18 protein-coding genes and 1 pseudogene are annotated in these 18248 nt (G+C 58.1%); 14 read left to right on the top strand and 5 right to left on the bottom strand.

The annotated features are described in order from the left end of the window. The first annotated feature begins 45 nt into the window (after nucleotides 1-45). The 3 genes and pseudogenes from ABVN21_RS06370 to ABVN21_RS06360 form a co-directional block, all read left to right on the top strand. Nucleotides 46-291, top strand: a complete 246-nt coding sequence (locus ABVN21_RS06370) for a transmembrane sensor/regulator PpyR (protein ID WP_339556345.1) — start codon at nucleotides 46-48, stop codon at nucleotides 289-291. 194 nt (nucleotides 292-485) lie between these two features. Next, the gene (locus ABVN21_RS06365) at nucleotides 486-1940 is read left to right on the top strand and encodes an ATP-binding protein (protein ID WP_339556346.1); all 1455 of its coding nucleotides are present in this window, start codon (nucleotides 486-488) and stop codon (nucleotides 1938-1940) included. A gap of 117 nt (nucleotides 1941-2057) precedes the next feature. Beyond that, nucleotides 2058-2675: pseudogene (locus tag ABVN21_RS06360) on the top strand (AraC family transcriptional regulator); the annotation flags it as partial. 503 nt (nucleotides 2676-3178) lie between these two features. On the opposite strand, the gene ABVN21_RS06355 reads toward ABVN21_RS06360, so the two are convergent. Next, nucleotides 3179-4612: a mechanosensitive ion channel family protein gene (locus ABVN21_RS06355; RefSeq protein WP_339556347.1), complete on the bottom strand. Its 1434-nt coding sequence runs from the start codon at nucleotides 4610-4612 to the stop codon at nucleotides 3179-3181. A 323-nt stretch (nucleotides 4613-4935) separates the two neighbouring features. On the opposite strand from ABVN21_RS06355, the gene ABVN21_RS06350 reads away from it, so the two are divergent. The 6 genes from ABVN21_RS06350 (at nucleotide 4936) to ABVN21_RS06325 (ending at nucleotide 10707) form a co-directional block, all read left to right on the top strand. Continuing rightward, the gene (locus ABVN21_RS06350) at nucleotides 4936-5466 is read left to right on the top strand and encodes a ferritin-like domain-containing protein (RefSeq protein ID WP_339556348.1); all 531 of its coding nucleotides are present in this window, start codon (nucleotides 4936-4938) and stop codon (nucleotides 5464-5466) included. 190 nt (nucleotides 5467-5656) lie between these two features. After that, entirely contained in the window at nucleotides 5657-6034 is a 378-nt protein-coding gene (locus ABVN21_RS06345; RefSeq protein ID WP_339556349.1) for a response regulator, read from the top strand. A gap of 190 nt (nucleotides 6035-6224) precedes the next feature. Further along, on the top strand, nucleotides 6225-7667 hold the full coding sequence (locus ABVN21_RS06340) for a catalase (protein ID WP_339556350.1): 1443 nt from the start codon (nucleotides 6225-6227) through the stop codon (nucleotides 7665-7667). Between the two features lie 356 nt (nucleotides 7668-8023). Then, complete coding sequence (locus ABVN21_RS06335; protein WP_339556376.1) at nucleotides 8024-9007, top strand: iron ABC transporter permease; 984 nt, start codon at nucleotides 8024-8026, stop codon at nucleotides 9005-9007. Then, entirely contained in the window at nucleotides 9007-9774 is a 768-nt protein-coding gene (locus ABVN21_RS06330; protein WP_339556351.1) for a heme ABC transporter ATP-binding protein, read from the top strand. Before ABVN21_RS06335 ends, ABVN21_RS06330 begins: the two co-directional genes overlap by 1 nt. A 48-nt stretch (nucleotides 9775-9822) precedes the next feature. Next, complete coding sequence (locus tag ABVN21_RS06325) at nucleotides 9823-10707, top strand: ChaN family lipoprotein (protein ID WP_339556352.1); 885 nt, start codon at nucleotides 9823-9825, stop codon at nucleotides 10705-10707. Between the two features lie 77 nt (nucleotides 10708-10784). Here ABVN21_RS06325 and ABVN21_RS06320 read toward each other — a convergent pair whose 3' ends face one another. Next, nucleotides 10785-11174: a cytochrome c family protein gene (locus tag ABVN21_RS06320; RefSeq protein WP_339556353.1), complete on the bottom strand. Its 390-nt coding sequence runs from the start codon at nucleotides 11172-11174 to the stop codon at nucleotides 10785-10787. A 20-nt stretch (nucleotides 11175-11194) separates the two neighbouring features. Between ABVN21_RS06320 and ABVN21_RS06315 the strand changes: the two genes are divergently transcribed. Next, nucleotides 11195-11503: a hypothetical protein gene (locus ABVN21_RS06315; RefSeq protein ID WP_339556354.1), complete on the top strand. Its 309-nt coding sequence runs from the start codon at nucleotides 11195-11197 to the stop codon at nucleotides 11501-11503. A gap of 73 nt (nucleotides 11504-11576) precedes the next feature. On the opposite strand, the gene ABVN21_RS06310 is transcribed toward ABVN21_RS06315, so the two are convergent. Together ABVN21_RS06310 and ABVN21_RS06305 are read right to left on the bottom strand one after the other, a co-directional pair. Then, nucleotides 11577-11912, bottom strand: coding sequence for a hypothetical protein (locus tag ABVN21_RS06310; protein ID WP_339556355.1), 336 nt, complete (start codon nucleotides 11910-11912; stop codon nucleotides 11577-11579). A gap of 176 nt (nucleotides 11913-12088) precedes the next feature. After that, nucleotides 12089-12808, bottom strand: coding sequence for a cysteine hydrolase (locus ABVN21_RS06305; protein WP_339556356.1), 720 nt, complete (start codon nucleotides 12806-12808; stop codon nucleotides 12089-12091). 152 nt (nucleotides 12809-12960) lie between these two features. On the opposite strand from ABVN21_RS06305, the gene ABVN21_RS06300 reads away from it, so the two are divergent. The 3 genes from ABVN21_RS06300 to ABVN21_RS06290 all read left to right on the top strand — a co-directional run bounded on the left by ABVN21_RS06300 (nucleotide 12961) and on the right by ABVN21_RS06290 (nucleotide 15196). Beyond that, nucleotides 12961-13860: an AraC family transcriptional regulator gene (locus ABVN21_RS06300; RefSeq protein WP_339556357.1), complete on the top strand. Its 900-nt coding sequence runs from the start codon at nucleotides 12961-12963 to the stop codon at nucleotides 13858-13860. A gap of 14 nt (nucleotides 13861-13874) precedes the next feature. Then, entirely contained in the window at nucleotides 13875-14192 is a 318-nt protein-coding gene (locus tag ABVN21_RS06295; RefSeq protein ID WP_339556358.1) for an NIPSNAP family protein, read from the top strand. A 194-nt stretch (nucleotides 14193-14386) separates the two neighbouring features. Then, nucleotides 14387-15196 (top strand): DUF2092 domain-containing protein, encoded by an 810-nt coding sequence (locus tag ABVN21_RS06290; protein WP_339556359.1) that lies wholly within the window; start codon nucleotides 14387-14389, stop codon nucleotides 15194-15196. A gap of 219 nt (nucleotides 15197-15415) precedes the next feature. On the opposite strand, the gene ABVN21_RS06285 is transcribed toward ABVN21_RS06290, so the two are convergent. Further along, nucleotides 15416-16354, bottom strand: coding sequence for an autotransporter domain-containing protein (locus tag ABVN21_RS06285; protein WP_339556360.1), 939 nt, complete (start codon nucleotides 16352-16354; stop codon nucleotides 15416-15418). A 263-nt stretch (nucleotides 16355-16617) separates the two neighbouring features. Here ABVN21_RS06285 and ABVN21_RS06280 point away from each other — a divergent pair, with 263 nt between their 5' ends. Next, a complete protein-coding gene (locus ABVN21_RS06280) occupies nucleotides 16618-18117 on the top strand; it encodes a lytic transglycosylase F (RefSeq protein ID WP_339556361.1) in 1500 nt (499 codons plus the stop codon). Nucleotides 18118-18248 lie beyond the last annotated feature (131 nt).

The raw sequence follows: 18248 nt of genomic DNA, 5'->3' as shown, positions 1-18248 counted from the left end.
AGTCGTCAGTCGTGATGTAACAGACGCTCATCGCAGGTATTCGATATGTATGGTTTTTTTGAGAGCCCGTATCGGGTGTTGAATTTGTCCCACGTCCTGCTGATTGGCGGACTGGCCGCATTAGTTGTCGGCGCCATTCTGGCTTACGGCCTGGACCAGTATCTGTCGTTACCCGGCCTGGTCGGTGCCCATGCGTTGACGATACTCGGCCCGACCGCGATAAAGTTGGGTTATGTGATGCGTTTACTGACGTTTAATCGATTAAGGCTTCACCCTCGCAACATGGTTTGAAGTTTAAACACCCGTATCCCGGGCAGCCCTCTCCTTGCTGCGCCGGGACATTTCCCAAGCGCCCGCCACTGGTTTTTCTGGCGGGCGTTTTTTCTCGAATCTGATCAATAAAAATCTGGTACGCCCTTCACGAAGAAATTGCCCGGCACGAGCCGTGCGAGTTGCCGTTCGATAGCAAAAATCCGGAAGAACAAATGTCTATCATCCAACGTTGCAAGCAACTTTTTTTATCAGACGCAGTAGCCTGGCTGGCCGCCGTTACGGTCGGCAGCATGATCTTCATTACCAATTCGATGCTCAACGTAGATGTCGCGCCGACGCTGCTTTACATCACGCTGGTGTTCATGTCGGCGAACATTTTTTCCATTCCCATGTTCCTCACCGTCGCGATTAGTTGCATCGGTTTCCTGACCATCAGCTTTATTGTCGACGAGGGCTATCAGGACGAGAAGCTCATTGCCGGTTTCGTCCGTTGCCTGATCGCCCTCACCACCATCACCCTGTTGGCACTGCGCAGCAAACAAGCGACCGACACTTTGCACCGCAAGGAAGCGTTCTTTTTGGGCGCACAAAAACTCAGCCATACCGGCAGCATCGGTTTTACCTTCGACGGGACTGATACCGCATCCTGGTCGGACGAAGCCGCGCGGATTTTCGAGTTCCCCGCGAACGTTAAAGCCACCGTCGCCATGATCAAGGCGCGCACCCATCCCGATGATTTGCCCCTTGTTGAACGTGTTTTCGAACAGGCCGCGCGCCAGGAAAACCTGATTGAAGTGGAACATCGACTGGTCATGCCGGATGGAAGGATCAAGCACGTGCAGATGATCGCCAACCCGCTGTTCAAGCATGGCGGGCGCATCGAATACGTGGGTGCATTAATGGACGTGACGGCCTCCAAACTGTCCGAAGAAGCGCTGTTTCACTCCCAGGCGAAACTCGCGCACGTGACCCGGGTAACGTCCATGGGTGAACTGGCGGCGTCCATTGCCCATGAAATCAATCAACCGCTGGCGGCGGTGATCACCAGCGGCGAGTCCTGCAAACGCTGGATCAATCGCCCCGAGCCGAACCTCGAAGAAGCGCGCCGCTCACTGGACCGGATCATCCAGAATTCCGCCAGGGCTTCCGAAGTCATCGCCTGCATCAGGGCGCTCTCGCGCCAGAGCGACGTGCAGCGCAAGGCCGAAGTGTTTGACGACATCGTCAGCGACTCACTGAGTCTCATGCAACATGACGCATCCAACCATCAGGTGCGTCCGCATCTGCAGTTGGGTGCTCCCGGTGCGCATGTCCAAGGTGATCGGGTGCAGCTGCAGCAGGTCATCATCAACTTGGTCATCAATGCCTGCCAGGCCATGGCCAACGTGCATGACCGTGCGCGAACCCTGCTGATTCAGACCTCAGTGCAAGACAACCAGGCCGTGCTTGAAGTAGCCGATTCCGGCAACGGTATTGCCGAAGACATCCTGGGGTCGTTGTTCGATCCGTTCTTTACGACCAAGCACAACGGTCTGGGAATGGGGCTGTCGATCTGCCGCTCGATCATCGAATTCCACGGCGGTCGCATCTGGGTCAGCAGCACGGTGGGGGTCGGCACGCAGTTCCTGTTTGCAATTCCGCTGACCCGACTGGGACACGACGAATAGCCTTCATCCACACCTGACGCCACATCTTGGCGCAATGGAGATCCAGCAGTGTCTATCAATGAAACGAGCCAGGCGCTGGCACAACCGCGCACCATTGTGTTCGTCGCCTACCCGCAAATGGGTTTGCTGGACCTGACCGGTGCCCAGACCGTTTTCTGGGCAGCGACCTGCAGCCTGATCGAGCGCGGCCTGCCCGGTTACGTCCTGCATACGGCAAGCCTGCAAGGTGGGCCGATTCAGACGGCCGAAGGATTGGTGGTGCAAACCCGGTGTCTGGATGAGCTCTCCAATGGTCCGATCGACACATTGATCGTGCCGGGCTCGCCGCATATTCGTCAGGTGATGGCCGAGAGTGCAGCACTGGTGGAATGGTTGCGCACGGCTTCAGCCTCCGCCAGGCGCACGACGTCGGTGTGCAGCGGCTCATTTTTGCTGGCCCAGGCGGGAATGCTCAATGGCCTGTGTGTGGCGACTCATTGGCTGATGGCTGACCTGTTTGAACGCCTGTTCCCCCAGGTAAAACTCGACCGCGAGGCGATTTTCATTCAGCAGCAATCGGTATGGACCAGCGCCGGTGTCAGCGCCGGGATCGATCTCGCCCTGGCGCTGGTCGAGGCCGATTGCGGGCGTGAGCTGGCGATGCTGGTCGCCCGGCGAATGGTGGTCTACTACCGCCGCCCGGACAACCAGGAACAATGGAGCCCGCTGCTGCAATCGCAATATGCGAACGATGCTTGAACGACCACTGAAACCCTGTGGCGAGGAAGCTTGCTCCCACTGGGCTGCGAAGCGGCCCCGAATTTCGCGACTGCTGCGCAGTCGAGCGGGAGCAAGCTCCCTCGCCACAGGATCAAGTCGTCCTTCATTCCTTTCGGAATATTCACTCAGGAGTTGTCGCTACGTGTAGGCAAGAGCATGGCTAAGGTGAATCGGGATCTCTATTCAAGGACGCAAAGGAATGCATCCACGCCCCCACTCACACTTTCTGCTCGCTACATCGTTGCCAACCCGTTGCGCGCGGGGTTGGTGGAAAACGTAGGTGAGTACCCGCTCTGGGATGCCTGCTGGCTCTAGCGTAGACACCAATGTGGCGAGGGAGCTTGCTCCCGCTCGACTGCGCAGCAGTCGCCAAACCTGCGAACCGGTTTATCCAGATATACCTAATGGCCCAATTTGGGGTCGCTTCGCAGCCCGGCGGGAGCAAGCTCCCTCGCCACAGGGGGCAGTGTTAGGGTGTTTCATTTGCGCTGTAGCAACCAGTGAAGCAGTCCGCTCCTTTTTATCGCAATGGGCTTTTGCATGACCACGGTCTCGCGAATTTCCTGGCGCTGATCCTGTAAATGGCTCAGGGCGGTTTTCAGTTCGCCGAGGTGTTCCAGCTGGTTGCTGAACATGGTTTTGTCGATGCGAAACAGTCGGCCGCTGGTGATAGTGCGAAACTCCCCGCGCGATGGACTATCGGCAAGAATGCCCTCCTCGCCCAACACTTCACCCGGGCCCATGCGCCCCGCCTCGATCAGTTTTTCGCCGTCGTGGATCGACACCGAAACCACGCCGGTACTGATGATCATCAGGCAATCGGCAACCTCGCCGAACGCCAGGATCACCTGGTCGGCCTGGTAGTCCAACGGGGTCATTTCGTCCACCAGGCGCTCGCGCTCATCGTTGCTCAAGGAGCGGAAAATCCGCACGTCTTCCAGCAGTCGGCGCTGGCGGTTCCACAGTTGCTCATCCTGGCCGCCGCCCCAACTGACACCCGCGGCCTCGAGGTGACGATGGGCGAGGTCGAACATCAGGTTGCACACCTCATTCTTGCTCTTGGCCGATTCGATAAAACCCTTGAGTTCGTACTCGGTGTACTCAAGGTGAGAGCTTTTCACCGAAACCTTGGCGCGGCGCGTTGTCAGTAACGCCCGGGTGCCACGCAAGGTTTTTTCCAGGGCATCGATGGCCCGGCGCGGACGCACGCTGCTCGGCACGGCAACAACCACACTGAGCCCATGCACATCGCCTGGGCGACTGTAATTAATGATCCGTGCTTTCGCCGCCACCGAGTTGGGTACCACCGCGATACCGCCCATGTCGGTCATCAAATGGGTCGAGCGCCAGTCGATCTCTACCACGGTGCCCTGGGTGCCATCGATGGCAATCCGGTCATTGAGTTGGTAGGGCTTGGTAGTGTTGAGCACAATGCCGGAAAACACGTCGCTCAAGGTGCTTTGCAAGGCCAGGCCGACGATGATCGCCATCGCCCCGGATGTCGCCAGCAAACCCTTGACCGGCAACTGCAAGACATAGGCCGCCGCGCCGACAATGGCGATCAGGAAAATCACCGCGCCCATCAAGTCGTAAAGCAAGCGTACGCTGTGCCCGGCGCGGGACATCAAGCCATAGCCGAGGATGATGGTCACGGTCCTGGCCGCGAACAGCCACCAGCCGATGCCCAATACCGTGCCCATCAGGTTGAGAATGGCGTCCTCCGGCCATAGCGGTGGTTGCAGCGGGCTGATGCCGGCTGCGGTCATGACCCAACTGAAGGCCACGAAAATCCCAATGCGCACGCAAATTCGCAGGTTTTGCCGCGAGGCATCGATCAACTGCCACGCCGCCAGATCGATCAGGATCAGGATGACACCGCAGATCAACGGATGAGCCTGCAGGAACGTGAACATGATTGATTTCTCCACAGCCTTTTTTTGCCAGCGGCGACCTGCGTGCGATGGCTGTATCAGACGGATCAGGGTTCATGGGAGAAGGCCCTGCGCGGGCCAACGGAAGACAGCCGTTCAATTGACCACGCACTGTAAGTTGCCTAATTACCCGAGACACTCCTACCTCAGTGCTAACCACTCATACCTGGGTATGACGGGCCTAGCCCCCATGTGCTAGCGCACCGTCTTGAGGTACGAGTGTTATCGGGCACGTGTCGATTTATTCTGGCCACATCGAATGCATCAACTCATCGCGCCGATGCGCTTGCCTGGGGACGGTTGTCATGAACGCATTGCAAAAGCTGTACATCGCCAGTCATCCACTGCGCATCAGCCGCTACGGCGCGCACACATCTCTATCGACCGCCGAGCGCGTAGAAATCATCGAAGTACTGACAGACATCCTGAGCACCGCCCTGGCCCTTCTCGCGCAGATCAAACGCGGCCAGCAGACGTTGCGCAACGTCAGTTTCCTGCCGGTACAACAGATGTTTCACCGACTGGTTCGGACCAATACCGACTATGCGGATTTCCTGGCTACGGGCATCACCGACCTCGGGGGCTACACCGAGAAGGCAGCCCTTTACAGCTTGAATGACATTCAACAGCCGAACTGTTTTGCCGACTGCCTGCAGGGCATTGACCAGCGGACAAACCGACTCCGCGCCGCCGACGCCCTGCTGCGCGACTACTACGAATCCGCCATCGCCAACAAGGACAGCGCCAGCAAGCGGTTCTTCGAAGAATGCACCCGGCGCAACGCACATTTCATCTCGTTGATCGAGGACAACCTGAGCGAGGGGCAACCATGGTGACGTGTCTGTTTCAAGCGTTGCGAAGCGGCTCAGGCAAATAATGAACAGTCACTGATTTTGATAATCCATCGCAACTACCGCGAAAAGGCCATCAAACATACACAAGTATACTATTCCGCTTTTTTGGAGCGCGTATCTTGCAACTATGGCGGGCGCCATAGCGCCACTCGCAACAACGCAAGGTTTTTACATGTCCAACTCACCTATTATTTCAGTTGTTGATGATGACGAACTTATCCTTATTTCTCTGGACAGTTTGTTACGCTCTTACGGTTACACAGTAAAAACCTACACCAGTGCCTATGCATTTTTAGCATCCAGCGGACCTGAGCAAACCGATTGCCTGATTTCGGACATCCAGATGCCCGGCATGTGCGGCGTACAAATGTATGAAGCGCTGGCGGCGAGAAATACCCATATCCCCACGTTATTCATCACCGGAAAGCCCGGCATGCCCCCTGCGTTCGGTGCCAATGTGCGAACACCGGAGGGCTATTTTTCCAAGCCTTTCCATACCGATGCGCTGTTGGCGTGTATTGAAAATGCATTGAAAAAACGTCGGCACTGACTGACTGGCTTTGACTTTAAAGACAATAGACAATCAATACACAGGTATAACGAAATCAGACTCATGCGTGCATTAAGCGACCGTTCGCAGCGATGCACTGCGCCGCTGAATTAAATACCATTTTCTTTATCTGCTTTACACGCCAACTACTCCGACACAACTTTAACTATCAATTTAAAGAGCCAATGCCATGTCAAAAAACAAACTAACTTCAATCAACGGTGCACCCGTCGTCGACAATTTCAACATCCAGACTGCCGGTCCTCGCGGCCCCGCACTATTACAGGATGTCTGGTTACTGGAAAAGCTCGCCCATTTCGACCGCGAAGTGATCCCGGAGCGCCGTATGCATGCCAAGGGTTCCGGCGCCTATGGCACGTTCACTGTGACCCACGACATCACGCGCTACACCAAGGCCCGGCTGTTTTCCGAAGTGGGCAAGCAAACGCCGATCTTCACGCGTTTCTCCACCGTTGCCGGGGAACGCGGTGCGGCCGATGCCGAACGGGATATCCGTGGGTTCGCCTTGAAGTTCTACACCGAGCAAGGCAACTGGGATCTGGTCGGCAACAACACGCCGGTGTTCTTTTTCCGCGATCCGTTGCGTTTCCCGGACCTCAACCATGCAGTCAAACGCGACCCCCGCACAGGCATGCGCAACGCACAAAGCAACTGGGATTTCTGGACGTCGTTGCCCGAAGCCTTGCATCAAGTGACCATCGTCATGAGCGAGCGCGGCATTCCGCGCAGCTATCGGCATATGCATGGTTTCGGCAGCCACACCTTCAGCCTGATCAACGCCAACAACGAGCGGCACTGGGTCAAGTTCACCTTCAAGTCCCAACAGGGTATTCAGAACCTCAGCGATGCACAGGCACAAAACCTCATTGGCCGGGACCGGGAAAGTCATCATCGGGACCTGTTCGAGAGCATCGAAGTGCGCGACTTTCCGCGCTGGACCTTCTATATCCAGGTCATGTCGGAGGACCAGGCCCGGGATCACGCCGTCAATCCGTTCGACCTTACAAAGGTGTGGCCGCACGAGGACTATCCGCTGATCGAAGTGGGTTACTTCGAGTTGAACCGAAACCCGGAAAACGTCTTCGCCGAAGTCGAGCAGGCGGCGTTTTCACCGTCCAACGTGGTGCCCGGCATCGGCTTTTCCCCAGACCGGATGTTGCAGGCACGCCTGTTCGCCTACGGTGATGCCGCACGTTATCGGCTGGGGGTCAATCATCACCAGATCCCGGTCAACGCCGCCCGTTGTCCGGTGCACAGCTTCCACCGCGACGGTGCCATGCGGATCGATGGCAACTACGGCGGTCAGTTGGCGTATGCGCCCAACAGCCAGGGCGAATGGGACGATCAACCGGATTTCCGTGAACCGCCGCTGAGGATTTCCGGGGCGGCCGGACATTGGGATCATCGCGTGGATGAGGACCATTTCGAACAACCGGGGAACCTGTTCCGCTTGATGTCGCAAGCGCAGAAACAAGCGCTGTTCGAAAACACTGCGCGCGCACTCAGTGGCGTGTCCCAAGAGGTTCAACAGCGCCATATCACGCACTGCACCAAGGCCGATCCGTTTTACGGCGCGGGGGTTTCCAGGGCATTGGCCGCCATTGACGGGTAACACAAAAACCTGTGGAAGGAAGCCTGCTCGCGAATGCGCAATGTCAGACACCCATGCTCTGTCTGAACCACCGCCTTCGCGAGCAGGTTCGCTTCTGCAATGGATCTCCACCCAATAAAGGGCCTCAATTGAGGCCCTTTATTATGTCCCTCTCATCAAGACCCGCCGGCCCGGCCAGCCAACTACGCTGGTTAGACGCGTGTGCACAAGCCGTGCGTCGGTGGCATCATCACCCGCTATCTGATCGACCAAGGAAGTCTCCTGATGCGTGTGAAATCAATGCTGGCCGCCGAGCGCAACCGATGACCGCCATCGTTCGGCCGCGGCCGATGCTGATATTCCTGGGCCTGTTGCTGCTGTTGGTGTTCTGGCTGTCCCTGGCGCTCGGGCCGGTCAGCCTGCCGCTGGGCGATACCTTGCTGGCCGGGCTGCGACTGTTCGGGTTGCCGGTGGACGGCGGCGATACTCAACAGGCCGAGCTGATCCTCGGGCAGATTCGCCTGCCGCGCAGTTTGCTCGGCATTGCGGTCGGTTCGGTGCTGGCGTTGTCCGGCGTGGCCATGCAGGGGTTGTTTCGCAACCCGTTGGCGGATCCGGGGCTGGTCGGCGTGTCCGGTGGTGCCGCCCTGGGCGCGGCCATCGCCATTGTCGGCGGCAGCCTGCTGGGCGGATTGCCGCCGGCCATCGAGCCGTATCTGCTGTCGGTCTGCGCCTTCGTCGGTGGTTTGATCGTCACGGCGGTGGTGTATCGCTTCGGCCGCAGCAATGGCCAGACCAACGTCGCCACCATGCTATTAGCGGGCGTCGCGATGACGGCCATGGCCGGTGCCGGGGTCGGATTGTTCACCTACCTGGCTGACGATGCCACCCTGCGCACCCTGACCTTTTGGAACCTGGGCAGCCTTAACGGCGCCAGCTATCCGCGCTTGTGGCCATTGCTGATTGTCGCGGTCGGCGTGGCGCTGTGGTTGCCTCGTCGCGCAGCGGCACTCAATGCGATGCTGCTGGGTGAATCGGAAGCGCGTCACCTCGGTTTCGATGTCGAGCGGATCAAACTGGAGCTGGTGCTTTGCACGGCGCTGGGCGTCGGTGCGGCCGTTGCCGCGGCGGGCCTGATCGGTTTTATCGGCCTGGTGGTTCCGCACTTGATGCGGCTGCTGGTCGGGCCCGATCATCGCGTATTGCTGCCAGCGTCATTGCTCGCCGGTTCCAGCCTGTTGCTGTTGGCTGATCTGGTCGCCCGCCTGATGCTGGCGCCGGCCGAATTGCCGATCGGCATCGTCACCGCACTCATTGGTGCACCCTTCTTTCTCTATTTGCTGGTACGGGGGCGCACCTGATGTTGCGAGCAAACAACTTGCTGGTGCGGCGCGGCAGTCGCACGGTGCTGACGAACATCGACATCGAGTTGCGTGCGGGGCAAGTCCTCGGCGTGCTGGGCCCCAACGGTGCCGGCAAAAGCACCCTGCTCGCCGCCTTGTGCGATGAGTTGCCGGCCAGCGCAGGCACGGTCAGCCTGGACGGCCGCCAGCTGGCAGACTGGCCCGGTCAGGAGCGAGCCAAACGCCTGGCGGTACTGCCCCAGAGTTCGAGCCTGAGCTTTGCGTTTTCGGTCAACGAAGTGGTGGGCATGGGCCGCTTGCCCTATGCCAGTGGCCGCGTGCGTGATGCCGAAATTGTCGCCGAAGCGCTGGGTGCAGCCGACGCCCTGCACCTGGCCGGGCGCAGCTATCTCGCCCTGTCCGGTGGCGAACGCCAGCGCGTGCATCTGGCACGGGTACTCGCGCAACTGTGGCCGGGCGCCGAGGGGCAGACCCTGCTGCTCGATGAACCCACGTCCATGCTCGACCCACTGCACCAGCACACTATCCTGCAAGCAGTGCGCGACTTTGCCACCCGTGGCGCGGCGGTGCTGGTGATCCTGCATGACCTCAACCTGGCGGCACGTTATTGCGATCACTTGCTGCTGTTGCAGGACGGTCGCCCCCACGCCTACGGCACGCCGGATGAAGTGCTCACCGCCGAAGCGCTGGAGGCGGTTTATGGGCTGCAAGTCCTGATCCACCGCCACCCGGAACGCGGCCACCCGCTGATCATCGCGCGCTGAAACCCGCCTCCTTTGCGAGTAAGGACGGCAATCGTTTGAGGAAAACCGATGCGCATTCTTCTGTTATGCCTGTTCATCCTGTTGTCGGCCTGCCAATCCCGTGACGTATCGCCGCCACCGGCACCCATCGCGCCGCAAGGTCGGGATCACAGCGATTTCGGCGTGATCCGCGAACTCGCCACCGGCCGAACTATTACGCCGCAGGCGCTGGTCGAACGCTTGGCCGTCTCGCCGCGGGTGTTGGTCGGAGAACAACACGACAACCCCGATCACCATGCCTTGCAACTGTGGTTGCTGCGCGAACTGGCCAAGCAACGTCCGCAGGGCAGCCTGCTGATGGAAATGCTCAACCCCGATCAACAGGCGAAAGTCGATGCGGCGCAGACCGCCACCCGGGCCGGTCAACCGCTGGCCGATCCTTATCAGGCACTGGCCTGGCAAGCGAGTTGGGATTGGGGCGTTTACGGTGCTTTGGTCAACTACGCGTTGCGTCAACCCTACCCGCTGCTGGCGGCCAATCTGGATCGGTCGCAGATCATGCAGATTTACCAACAGCGTCCGACGTTGAACGGTGAAGCGTCCACCGCCCGGCAGGTACAAACGACGTTGCTGGAGGACATTCGCCAGTCCCATTGCGGCTTGTTGCCGGAGTCACAGATGCCGGCGATGCTTGCCGTGCAGCAACAACGCGACCGGCGCATGGCCGAGCGCCTGATCGCCGCACCTACACCGGCACTGCTGTTGGCCGGGGCGTTTCATGTGCGCAAGGATCTGGGCGTGCCGTTGCACTTGCAGGACCTCGGCGCCGGCCAGGGCAACGCGGTGCTGATCCTCGCCGAAGCGGGCAAGACCGTGGCCGCCGACAGCGCTGATTACGTGTGGTACACGGCGGCTCAACCGGAAGAAGATCACTGCGCGCAATTGCGTCGTTAAAAAGCAAAAGATCGCAGCCTTCGAATCCCCTGTTGGAGATGCCGAGGCTGCGATCTTTTGATCTGGCTTCTAAACCATCACTGCACCTGAAAAGTCTCCAGGTACGCCAACAAATCATCGATTTTTTCCTGATCGCTGATGCCCCAGAAAATCATCCGCGTACCGGACACCACAGCTTTCGGATCTTCGATGTACGCCGCCAGTTTTTCCCGCGTCCAGACGATGCCCGAAGACTTCATGGCGTCAGAGTACTGATAGTCCGTGGTGCTCCCCGCCACACGTCCAACCACGCCGTTGAGTTGCGGACCGAAAAATGCACGCGCCGACTCGCCGATCTGATGGCAGCCGCCGCACACCCGTTTGAACAGTTTCCCGCCCGCCTCGGCGTCACCGGCCGCGTTTGCCGACGCGCTGAACAAACCTGCCCCCAGCAGAAAGGCGAAAGTCGTTACCACGGCTTTGTTCATCGACAGCTCCAGAGCAGATGTTGCGCACGGCAAAAAGTGGCGGCTATTTCATCATGACTGGCGGCTATACCAAAGTCTTTCAGCCATCGCTCAGCGAGGCCATTCGACGTCAACGCCAATCCTGCCTTACATCGATATTGGGCAGTATGACCGTGAAGAATTACCCGATCGCCAATCAGTCAAGCGTGACGCTGAACCCGTGGCGAGGGAGCTTGTTCCCGTTGGGCGGCCCGTCCCATTTTCCCCTCGCCCTGCTGCCCCTGTTGTGCAGCCTGACCACGACCGCCCAGGCCCAGACCGCCACGCCACCCGCGCCCATACCCGTGTAAGGGACCGGGCACTGATACGCCGCAAGCGCGCAAAAAAAATCCGGAGAATCTCCGGATTTTTTGTTCGTGACATTTACTGCACGTTTTTCAGCTTGATCACATCACCGGAAACCTTGGTGGTGTAGCCGTTCAGGACCCATGCCCAGAACCAGCGTTCCTGCACTTGAGTGTTGATCATGGCATCGCCGCCCTTGGCTTTGATCGCCGCGTCCTGTGCACGCACAAAACGGCTGTTCTGCCGGATAGGGATCACGCCGAACAACATCAGGCCGGTGGCGCTCGCTTCGCTGTGGCCGAGCACGGTGTACTGGTTGCTGTCGTAATGCTGGGTGTTCATCGGGGCGCCGCTGCAACCGGCCAATACGAGACCCAACAGGGTGGTAGCAACAACTTTACTGACGTATTTCACTGCACAACTCCATGAGAAAACGCCCGGGATCCATCTCTCGGACGGCGCGCATTCTAGCGGAGATGATGGCAATTGGATATTGCCCACAACAGCACAAATCCTGTAGGAGCCCGGCTTGCCGGCGATGGCGATTTCACAGACGTCATCGCGAGCAAGTTTGCTCCGGCAGGGAATGATCAGGCCTTGAGAAAATCCACGGTTTGCGCCGTGGTCCACAGGGCGTTGGCGATGTAGCGGTAGTTGATCAGCGCAGCCAGGTAACCATCGCCTTCGGGAGTCGTCGGGCCGGCGGTGGCATCACGTACTACGGCCACTTCGAAACCCTGCTCCAGCAGCTCACGCAAGTGCGACTCGACGCAAAGGTTCGCCGCCATCCCCGCCAGGATGACTTGCGACACACCGTGCTTGCGCAGTTGCAGGGCCAGGTCATTGGTTTCCGGGCCGTAGACCTTGTGCGGCGAAGCGATGATGGTTTTGCCGTCGAGAATGAATGGCTTGAACTCGGGCATGAAATCGGCGCCGGAGTTTTCGAAACCGTCGAGGCTCAGCGGGCCCTTGCGGTCGAACATGCAGATGCCGTGCATGACCTTTTCCAGCGGCCCGCCGAAATGCCATTCGTGGTCACACGGATAGTAGTAATGCGGGGAAACGGCGACGGTGATGCCGGCCTCTTTGGCGGCGGCGAACAACTGGCCGAGGTGATTGACCACGTCGTGCTCGACAACGCTCTTGCCGAAGACGCTCCAGCTCACACCTTCGGGGCTGAGGAAGTCGATCTGCGGGTCGATCACCACCAGCGCCGTGCGTGACAGGTCAAGCAACATGCCCGGGTTTGGCAGTGCAGGCTCTGCCGGGTCGGCGTACTGGGGGGCGACGCGGTTCGAATCGTTGCTCATATCAAGGGATCTCCGGGCGTGGACAGAAAAATCGCGCTTCGCATAGCACCCTAAAGGCTCATTGCTTTACGTCGGCGAGAACTTCATCCTACGGCCGCGCCCTGCGCCACTTTTGCCAGGACGTACAGAGTCTTTATCCGGGCGTCCCCAACATGGATATTCTTTCTGAATTCTTCGAGCGCACGAACCTGCAAGGCCGGCTGTTTTTCTCCGGTCCGGTGGATGGCACGCTGGTGCTCGACAAGCCGCCGGGCATGGCGTTTATCCATGTGATCAGCCGCGGCGGCATCGACCTGGTGCAGCCGGGGCGGCCGAAGATTTCCATCAGCGAGCCCAGCGTGTTGTTCTGCCCCAGCAGCTGCCGATACCAGTTGCGCAGTTCGATCGAGGGCGCGGAGCTGATCTGCGCCTCGTTCCAGTTCGGGCGCAATGCCTTGCAGCCCTTCCCCCTCGGGCTCAAGGAAACCCTGGTGTTTCCATTCAGGGAACTGGACAACCTCGCTCCCCTGCTCGGCACGCTGATCAATGAATTCCAGGATATGGCCCCCGGTCGTGGCAAGGCACTGAACCTGCTGCTCGAATACCTTTTCGTACTACTGGTGCGGCGCTCGGTCCTGGAGGGCAGGATTTCCAGCGGCCTGCTTTACGCCCTTCAGGACGGTCGGCTCGGGGCGGTGTTCAATCGCATACACCAGGAACCCGAGGCACTCTGGACCGTCGAGAAAATGGCCAGCCTGGCGAACATGTCACGGTCGAAATTCTCCGCGTGCTTCACCCGGATCATGGAAATTTCGCCAATGGGCTACGTCACCGCCTGGCGAATGAAGCTGGCCCAGGATTTATTGCGCGATGGCGTGCAGATTAAAGTGATCGCCACCACGGTGGGCTACAGCTCGCAAGCCTCGTTCTCCCGAACCTTCCTCAACGTGGTGGGCTGGCCGCCAGCCGAATGGCTCAAGCGCGATGCCAACGGTGAGGATGTACCTCTAGTGATTGCGCGGGTTTTGCGCGATCTGCCGGACGATTCAACGACTGAAAAACGTGAACCCTGACAGAGAGAAAACCGATGGTTACCTGTTACCTGAAATATGTGCTGGACCCGTACAAGCTCGAAGCGTTTGAACACTACGGCAAGCTGTGGATTCCCCTGGTGGAGAAGTTCGGCGGCCAGCATCACGGCTACTTTTTACCGTCTGAAGGCGCCAGCAACATTGCCCTGGCCATGTTCACTTTCCCCAGCCTCGCGGCCTACGAAACCTATCGCCAACAATCGATGAACGATCCGGAGTGCATCGCCGCCTTCAAGTACGCAGAAGAAACCCGCTGCATCCTCAGTTATGAGCGCAGCTTCTTCCGGCCGGTGTTCGGTGAACCGAAACAGTAAATAAACGTGGCGAGGGAGCTTGCTCCCTCGCCACAGGTTCAGTGTCGAATCAGCATTAACTTGAATTACTCAGAGTTAGAGCGAACTAAAAACCTCAGATGAATGGTCGAGCAATATAAGGCGAACTGCTGTTGATGGGACTAGCGTTATAGGTCCGCATTGCCAACCCGGCATTCTTACAGCGGTGACCTGCCATGGAAAAGATCGCCCCAAAGTTGCTCGAAAGCGCTTTGTCCCGCTGCGCTGGAGCGGGCCTTGTATTGATCATCGGACTTGGCGTAACGACAGCGGCACACGCCGATGAGGCCTATGCCAAAAGCTTGATCAAGAACATGTCCGACTATATGTCAGCGCAAAAAAACATATCGTTCAATTACGACACCATTCTTGAAGTTGTCACCAAAGACCAGCAACGACTGGCTTTGGCAGGTTCAGGCACGGTTGCCATCAGCCGGCCTGACAAGTTGCGCAGTACACGCGCCAGCGGGTTTGCCGACCTTGAAATGGTGTTTGATGGCAAGACCCTGACGTTGTTGGGAAAAGGCAAAAACATCTACACGCAGGTCGAAGTCCCGGGCACGGTTGACCATCTGCTCGATGAGTTGAAGCATAAACTCAACAGGCCACTTCCCGGCGCGGACCTGTTCATGCCCAACCCCCAGGATGAATTGATGGCAGGCGTAACCGACATCAAGGATCTGGGCAGTGGCGTTATCGGCGGTACCGAATGCGACCACTTGGCGTTCAGGAAGCAAGACGTCGATTGGCAGATATGGATCGCCCAGGGCGACCGCCCCTACCCTTGCCGATACGTCATCACTTCAAAAACGATTGCGGGCAGTCCGCAGTACAGCATCCAGCTCAGCGATTTTAAAAGTGGCGATACCGCGGAATCCGGCGATTTCACATTCAAAAATTCGACCAATGCCCAAAAAATCGACCTGAAAGACCTGCCCAACGCCGAAGACTTGCCCAGCAACTTTGTGCGAGGAAAAACCAAATGAACCTCTTGATGAAATCAGCCGGCTTGCTTCTGGCGGGATTCGTTTTGATGTGTGCAATGGAAGTGGGAGAAGCGTTGTCGATCCCCGGCGTGCACAGCTTGGTGCCGCCAGCGGAGGCAGTGGTCGGCCGCCCTCTGACGCCCGTCAGCGTTGCCGGTGTCGCGAGGCGCAGCGCACGGCGAGACTAGACGGCCTCGGTGGGCTGGCTCGGCTTCGGCGTTAAAAGCTGCACGCCAGGCCCACCGAAACACCGGAAACGTGATCCCCCATCACATGCCGCACCACCAGCCGCGTGCGGGTGATAAAGACGTCGTAAGCACTGGAATCCAACTCCAGCCCTGCCCCTACGGTCGAAAGCCGATCAAACCCCAACACCCCACGCTGATCACCCAAATACTCCGAGTGAGAAACTTCCAGCACATAGCGCAGCGGCCTCTGCAACGCCATTAAGCCGGTGGGCGCCCGCCAACGGGTGTAGAGGTTGACGGAGTCGGCAATGGCTTGCCCATCGATATCGTTTTTGCCGCCGACGTTCTGCAAATTCATGTAGCTGTAGCGCAACTCGACATCGAGCTCGTAATTTGGCCGCACGCGCTCCAGGTCCAGCATCAGGGCACCGCCTAGGCCTACGGCGGTCATATGTCCATTGTCGAGGAACTTGATATCACGATCAAAACGACGGTTGATGAACAGGCGCGCTGCATTGATATCACTGGTCAAGTAACCCGCCGCGAAGTTGAAGATCGGGCGCAGTGCCAGTTCGTCGGTCAAAGGGAAATCGTAGCCAATGCCGCCCGTGGCGGAGATCGAGTTCCATTTCACCGGAATGGTTTGGGTTTGCTCGCCATCAGTGGCCACAAAGCGCGGGTCGTAGCGACTGTAGGCAACCGCGCCTTCAAGGTAGATAGGAACTTCCTTGCCAAGCGTGGAGCCGCCGCCCGCCTGAGTCATCGTCAGGCTCGGATTACCGGCGCTGTTGTCGTTTATGCTCAGCGAGCTGGAGGTGAGGTCCGGCGTCATGGCGTATGACATCAACGCGAGCATGCCATTGGCCCGATCCTCAAGATTAACGTCACGCAGGCGCGACGTTTCCGCGGCGCTGGCAGCATTGGCCATCAACAAGCTCAGAATTGGAACGGCATAACGTGAGTTGCACATAAAAAGGCGCCTCTGACCGCTACCTGTCGGCAGGCTGGGACAGATACCCAAGCAAAGTTATGTATAGCCAAGGATTTACCCGACACCAGTACATGACGCCAAGCCCGTGAGATGGGCGATGAGCGGTAGGTAAAAATTGCTGAACGCCCAAGCACTTCTATAGTGAATTTATCAGTTGGCTTGCAGCCTTTTGCGACGGCAAATGGCAAGCCTTTGGCCGTATTGAAGTTCGATCCGATCTCTCTGCCTGCCGGTGGGTAAACATGAACATTGTATGGAGTCACTGCCGCACATTTGCCCTCTTACTGATGCTGTTTTTGCTCAACACGGCGCAGGCACAAACAACCCCCGAATTGCCTGCCGTCGAACTGACACCGGCTGAAGAAGCTGAAGTACAAAAACTGGTCTTGCCGGTTCTGCCGGACTGGGTCGGGGATTTCGAGGGTATGCGTGAGCGCCGGTTAGTCCGGGTGCTTGTGCCCTACAGCAAAACGTTTTTCGAACTCAATCGCGGCCGTCAGCAAGGCCTCAGCTATGAGCTGGGCAAAGGACTTGAAGCCTGGCTGAACAAGTCCCAGCCCTATTCGAAAAAATCCATGCAATGGCGCGTCATGTTCATTCCAACCGCTCGCAACGAACTGATGCCCAAACTGATGAAAGGTGTTGGCGACATCGCCGTCGGCGGCCTGACCATCACCGAAGAACGCTTGAAGGACGTGGACTTCACCGACCCGTTCGCGGTGAACATCCCGGAAGTGGTGGTCACTGGCCCTGACAGCAAGCCCCTGGAAAAGCTCGAAGACCTTTCGGGCCAGGAAATTACCGTCCGCGCTTCCAGTAGCTATTACGAACATCTTCAGGCACTCAATGCCTCGTTCAAGGAGCAAGGCTTGGCCCCCATAGATTTAAAGGCAGCCGATGAAAACCTCGAGTCCGAAGACCTGTTGGAGATGGTCAATGCCGGCCTGCTCAACGCCACGGTGGTGGATCGCTACATCGCGAAGATCTGGGCGCCGCTGTACACCGACATGAAGATTCAGGAAAAATTTTACCTGCATGACAACTCCGAATTCGCCTGGGCGATTCGCAAGGACAGCCCACAGTTCAAGAGTCAGCTGGACGCCTTCGTCAAAACCCACAAGGTCGGTACGACCTTCGGCAACAGCCTGCGAACCAAGTACGTCACCAACAGCAGCAAACGGGTGCTCAACGCTACGTCAGAAGCCGAGATGCAAAAGTTTCAGGAGATGGTGGACATCTTCAGTCGCCATGCCAGCACTTATGGGTTCGATCACTTGATGCTCATGGCCCAGGGTTTTCAAGAGTCGCAACTCGACCAAAAAGCGCGCAGCCCCAGAGGGGCGGTCGGCGTGATGCAGTTGCTGCCCAAAACCGCCCAGGACCCGACTGTCGCAATCGGGGGCATCGACAAGAGCGCCGACAAAAACATTGAGGCCGGCAGCAAGTACATGCGCTTGCTCGCGGACAAGTACCTGAACGATCCGCAATTGACGCAAGTGAACAAAACCCTGATGACCTTTGCCGCCTACAACGCCGGGCCGGGCAACCTGCGCAAGTTTCGGGCATTGGCGGAAAAATCCGGGTTGGACAAAAACATCTGGTTTGGCAACGTCGAACAGGCGGCGGCGCAAGTGGTCGGCCGGGAAACCGTCGATTACGTTGGAAACATCTACAAGTATTACGTGGCGTACAAGCTCGTAGAGCAAAAAACCGGATCAAAGGCTGTCAAAACCGCTCCATGATGGCAAATAGCTTTTTGGACACTGATCTTGAATCGCTTTAATCAGCGGGTTTGAGCCTGGAAATCTCTAAATTTCGACCTACGCTATATCTGTCCGATAGTGGGCTTTTTGTACAACGGAATGATCCAAAA

The organism is Pseudomonas sp. MYb327 (genome assembly GCF_040438925.1).
Lineage (GTDB): Bacteria > Pseudomonadota > Gammaproteobacteria > Pseudomonadales > Pseudomonadaceae > Aquipseudomonas.
The sequence above is the reverse complement of the archived record's forward strand: the minus strand, read 5'-3'. Positions and strand labels throughout refer to the sequence as shown.

Excerpts from the sequence above, each read along its gene's own strand:
- ABVN21_RS06345 (WP_339556349.1), top strand. The coding sequence starts at position 5,657 with ATGTCCAACTCACCTATTATTTCAGTTGTTGATGATGACGAACTTATC.
- ABVN21_RS06280 (WP_339556361.1), top strand. The coding sequence starts at position 16,618 with ATGAACATTGTATGGAGTCACTGCCGCACATTTGCCCTCTTACTGATG.
- ABVN21_RS06365 (WP_339556346.1), top strand. The coding sequence starts at position 486 with ATGTCTATCATCCAACGTTGCAAGCAACTTTTTTTATCAGACGCAGTA.
- ABVN21_RS06320 (WP_339556353.1), bottom strand. The coding sequence starts at position 11,174 with ATGAACAAAGCCGTGGTAACGACTTTCGCCTTTCTGCTGGGGGCAGGT.
- ABVN21_RS06285 (WP_339556360.1), bottom strand. The coding sequence starts at position 16,354 with ATGTGCAACTCACGTTATGCCGTTCCAATTCTGAGCTTGTTGATGGCC.
- ABVN21_RS06340 (WP_339556350.1), top strand. The coding sequence starts at position 6,225 with ATGTCAAAAAACAAACTAACTTCAATCAACGGTGCACCCGTCGTCGAC.
- ABVN21_RS06325 (WP_339556352.1), top strand. The coding sequence starts at position 9,823 with ATGCGCATTCTTCTGTTATGCCTGTTCATCCTGTTGTCGGCCTGCCAA.
- ABVN21_RS06305 (WP_339556356.1), bottom strand. The coding sequence starts at position 12,808 with ATGAGCAACGATTCGAACCGCGTCGCCCCCCAGTACGCCGACCCGGCA.
- ABVN21_RS06330 (WP_339556351.1), top strand. The coding sequence starts at position 9,007 with ATGTTGCGAGCAAACAACTTGCTGGTGCGGCGCGGCAGTCGCACGGTG.
- ABVN21_RS06355 (WP_339556347.1), bottom strand. The coding sequence starts at position 4,612 with ATGTTCACGTTCCTGCAGGCTCATCCGTTGATCTGCGGTGTCATCCTG.
- ABVN21_RS06350 (WP_339556348.1), top strand. The coding sequence starts at position 4,936 with ATGAACGCATTGCAAAAGCTGTACATCGCCAGTCATCCACTGCGCATC.
- ABVN21_RS06370 (WP_339556345.1), top strand. The coding sequence starts at position 46 with ATGTATGGTTTTTTTGAGAGCCCGTATCGGGTGTTGAATTTGTCCCAC.
- ABVN21_RS06295 (WP_339556358.1), top strand. The coding sequence starts at position 13,875 with ATGGTTACCTGTTACCTGAAATATGTGCTGGACCCGTACAAGCTCGAA.
- ABVN21_RS06300 (WP_339556357.1), top strand. The coding sequence starts at position 12,961 with ATGGATATTCTTTCTGAATTCTTCGAGCGCACGAACCTGCAAGGCCGG.
- ABVN21_RS06290 (WP_339556359.1), top strand. The coding sequence starts at position 14,387 with ATGGAAAAGATCGCCCCAAAGTTGCTCGAAAGCGCTTTGTCCCGCTGC.